General features: G+C 68.0%; 3 protein-coding genes. 2 read left to right on the top strand and 1 reads right to left on the bottom strand.

The genetic code is table 11. From position 1 onward, the window contains the following. Positions 1-663: ATP-grasp domain-containing protein (locus VJ811_RS17590; protein ID WP_414711973.1), on the top strand; the 663-nt coding region annotated here is incomplete at its 5' end. Continuing rightward, positions 660-1451, top strand: coding sequence for a sulfite exporter TauE/SafE family protein (locus VJ811_RS17595; protein ID WP_324074780.1), 792 nt, complete (start codon positions 660-662; stop codon positions 1449-1451). The genes VJ811_RS17590 and VJ811_RS17595, both read left to right, overlap by 4 nt. On the opposite strand, the gene VJ811_RS17600 is transcribed toward VJ811_RS17595, so the two are convergent. Beyond that, positions 1448-3255, bottom strand: a 1808-nt coding sequence (locus VJ811_RS17600; RefSeq protein WP_324074784.1) for a prolyl oligopeptidase family serine peptidase, incomplete at its 5' end; no start/stop codon positions are given. The two genes, VJ811_RS17595 and VJ811_RS17600, sit on opposite strands and share 4 nt — an antisense overlap.

Consider the following 3255-nt stretch of genomic DNA (forward strand, 5'->3'; position numbering starts at 1 on the left):
CCGACGGGCGAAATGGCCGACCTCGCCGCACGCGCCGCCGACACGCTGGGGCTGGAGGTTGCGGGAATCGATATCCTGTTCGACAATGAGGGATACCGGATCTGCGAGGCCAATAGCGCGCCCGGATTCCAGGGTCTCGAACGCGCGTGCGGCATCGATGTGCCCAACGCGATCTTCGACTGGATCGAGGCGAGTCACGCGGTACAGGATCGGCCGATCAAGGCGGTGACCGGCGAGGCGCTGATCGATCTGGTTTTCGGCGGGCGGCTCAGCCTGCGTGCGGTCGGCGACAGGCTTGAGGAACCGCGCGTCTTTGCCCGCGCGGTCGGCATCCGGCTGGTCGGCGCGGGGCTGGGGTCGGTGCTGTCGTCGCTGATCCCCGGGCGGCGCGCGGCCCCGCACAGTCCGGTCGCGCGCCGTCTGGAGGCACTGCGCGCCGATGCGCGCGGCGTCCCGCTCGCGGTCGCCACCGAGATCGATCAGGAACAGATTTTGCTGACCGTACTCGGCGTGTCGATCTGGGCCGCGGTGCTCCCGTGGCTGGCGGGCGGCGCGCCGATCTTCGCTGGCGCGCTGTCGCTCATCGCGCTCGGCTTTCCCGCCGTGTTCCTGTTTACGCGCCGGACCCCAAAAACGACGCGCACCCGGTGGGCGGCCCGATGATGGCGTTCGACGGGTTGACGCTCTGGGCGCTGCTGCCCTTCATTATCGTGGGATTTGCTGCGCAGCTGATCGATAGCGCGCTCGGCATGGCGTTCGGCGTCATCGGCACCGCGCTGCTGCTCGTCCTGGGGCTTCCGCCGGTGTCGGCTTCGGCGGCTGTACATATCGCCGAAAGCTTTACCGGCGGCGTCTCGGGGCTCGCACACGCGATGCAGCGCAACGTCGACTGGCGGCTCTTCCGCCGGCTCGTCGTTCCGGGCATCGTCGGCGGGCTGATCGGCGTGTGGGTTCTGACCAATATCGACAACAGCATCGCGCGGCCGGTGGTGCTCGCCTATCTCGGCGCGGTCGGCATCTATCTGCTCTGGCGCGGCGCACGGCGCCCGCAAACCTATCGCAGCATCAAGTTCGTCGGGCCGCTCGGCCTGATCGGCGGTATCGCCGACGGGTCAGGCGGTGGCGGCTGGGGACCGATCGTCAGCGCCAATCTGCTCGCGCAGGGCGCCGAACCGCGCACCGTCATCGGCACGGTGAACGCGTCCGAATTCTTCGTCACGGTGACGATCGCGGCCGGGTTCATTGGCACGATGGGCTGGCAAAGCTTCAGCACTGCGGCAATCGGTCTGCTCATCGGCGGCGTGATCGCCGCGCCGATCGGGGCGTATCTGGTCCGCCGCCTGCGCGCCGACTGGCTGGTCGGCGCGGCGGGCGTGCTGTTGCTGCTCGCGAGCGCCTATGGCTTTCTTATGCTCATGTTCGCGCCGGTGCCGTCGTTCCGCGGCTTCTAGACGCAGCGCATCGCGAAGGCCCAGAACAGCGCCTTCTGCTGATATTCGCTTTTCAGGTCGGCGCTCCCTTGGTGGCCGCTGTCCATGTCGGTGTGCAAGAGCGCGGGGTTGCCGCTCGTCGAGCGCCGCCGCACTTCGGCGACCAGCTTGGCGGGCTCCCAATAGGCGACACGGTCGTCCTTGAGGCCGGCGGTGCAAAGCAGGGGCGGGTAGGCTGCCGCCCGGACATTCTCATAGGGCGAGATCGAGGCGATATAGTCATAGGCCTGGGCATCGGCGAGCGGGTCGCCCCAGTCGGGACGGAACAGCGGCACCAGCGGGTGCGCGCCGTCGCTCATCGTGTTGAGCATGTCGACGAAGGGCACCTGCGCGATCACACCGCCCCACAAAGTCGGGGCGATGTTCATGCTGGCGCCCACAAGCAGCCCGCCCGCCGACAGGCCATAGGCAACCACCTTGCCCTTCGCGGTATTACCCTCGGCTGCGAGATATTCGGCGCAGGCGATGAAATCGGTGAAGCTGTTGCGCTTGGTGAACTTGCGCCCGCCAAGGAACCAGCGGCGTCCTTTCTCCGACCCGCCGCGCACATGCGCGATCGCGTAGCGCCAGCCGCGGTCGACGAGCGCGAGCGCGGGGATCGAAAATTCGGGATCGCTCGGCACGCCGTATGCGCCATAGCCATATTGGAGCAGCGGCGCCTTGCCGTCTTTCGGCGCCCCGCGGCGTGAGAGCAAAGTGATCGGCACCATTTCGCCGTCGGGGGCGGGGGCGAGCAGGCGTTCGACTTCATAGTCATCGGGGTCGAAACTGCCGACCGCCTGCTGCTGGACGACGCTCTGCTGGCCGCTGACCAGATCGACGCGGATCCAGCGGCGCGGCGATTTGGGCGACTGGTGGACGATCATCACCGATGATGCACCATAGCTTTGCTCGCCCGGGAGTTCGATCGCATAAGCGGGGTCGTCGAAGGCGACGGTCCGCTCCGACCCGTCGGGGCGGAGGATGACGAGCCGGTGGAGGCCGTCGACGCGTTCGAGCCGCACCAGCGCGGCTGCGAAGGGTTGGACCTGAAGGATCGGGGTGCCCGCGCGATGCGGGACGAGCGTTCCAAGGGTGCGAAAGCTCCTGGGATCGAGGCGCAGCAGCGCCATGTCGAACGCGTCACCGGCATCGGTGAGCACGATCAGGCGGCCGTTCCATTCGTCGATTTCATAGAGCACCCCGACCTTGCGCGGCCAGACGACGGCGGGCGCGGCCGTTTCGTCGGCCGCGGACACCAGCCGCACCTCAGCGGTCTCGGGACCGGCGAGGGTCAGCGCGATGAAGCCGTCGGCGGCCGTGCGCTTCACCTGCATGAAGATCGCCGGATCCTTTTCCTCATAGACGAGGTCGGTGACCTTGCCGTCGACCGAGGTGCGGTACAGCCGCGTCGGCCGGTTGCGCGCGTCGCGCCAGATCCAGAACAGCCAGCGCGACGAGGGCGCGAAGACGAGCCCGCCATAGCCATAGGCATCCTTGTCGACGATCGTACGCACGTCGCCGCTCGCATTGTCGCGGATGCAGATGCGGTGGCGGTCGTTGCCGATGACATCCTCGGCCCAGGCGAAATAGCGATGGTCGGGGCTCGGCTGGTGCCCGGTGCTGCGGAAATAGGGCTGGCCCTTGGCGCGCGCCGCCTCGTCGACGGCGGTCGTCCAGATCGCGCGGGCAGCTGCCGACGCCTGCTCGGCGGGAGCGAGGTCGATTGGGTCTTCGGGCAGCGTCCGCAGTTCCAGATCGAACAGGATGGCCCGTTCCTTCTCCC

The organism is Sphingopyxis sp. (assembly GCF_035250425.1).
Classification (GTDB): domain Bacteria; phylum Pseudomonadota; class Alphaproteobacteria; order Sphingomonadales; family Sphingomonadaceae; genus Sphingopyxis.

Coding starts and splice junctions, on each gene's coding strand:
- VJ811_RS17595 (WP_324074780.1), top strand. CDS start 660: ATGATGGCGTTCGACGGGTTGACGCTCTGGGCGCTGCTGCCCTTCATT.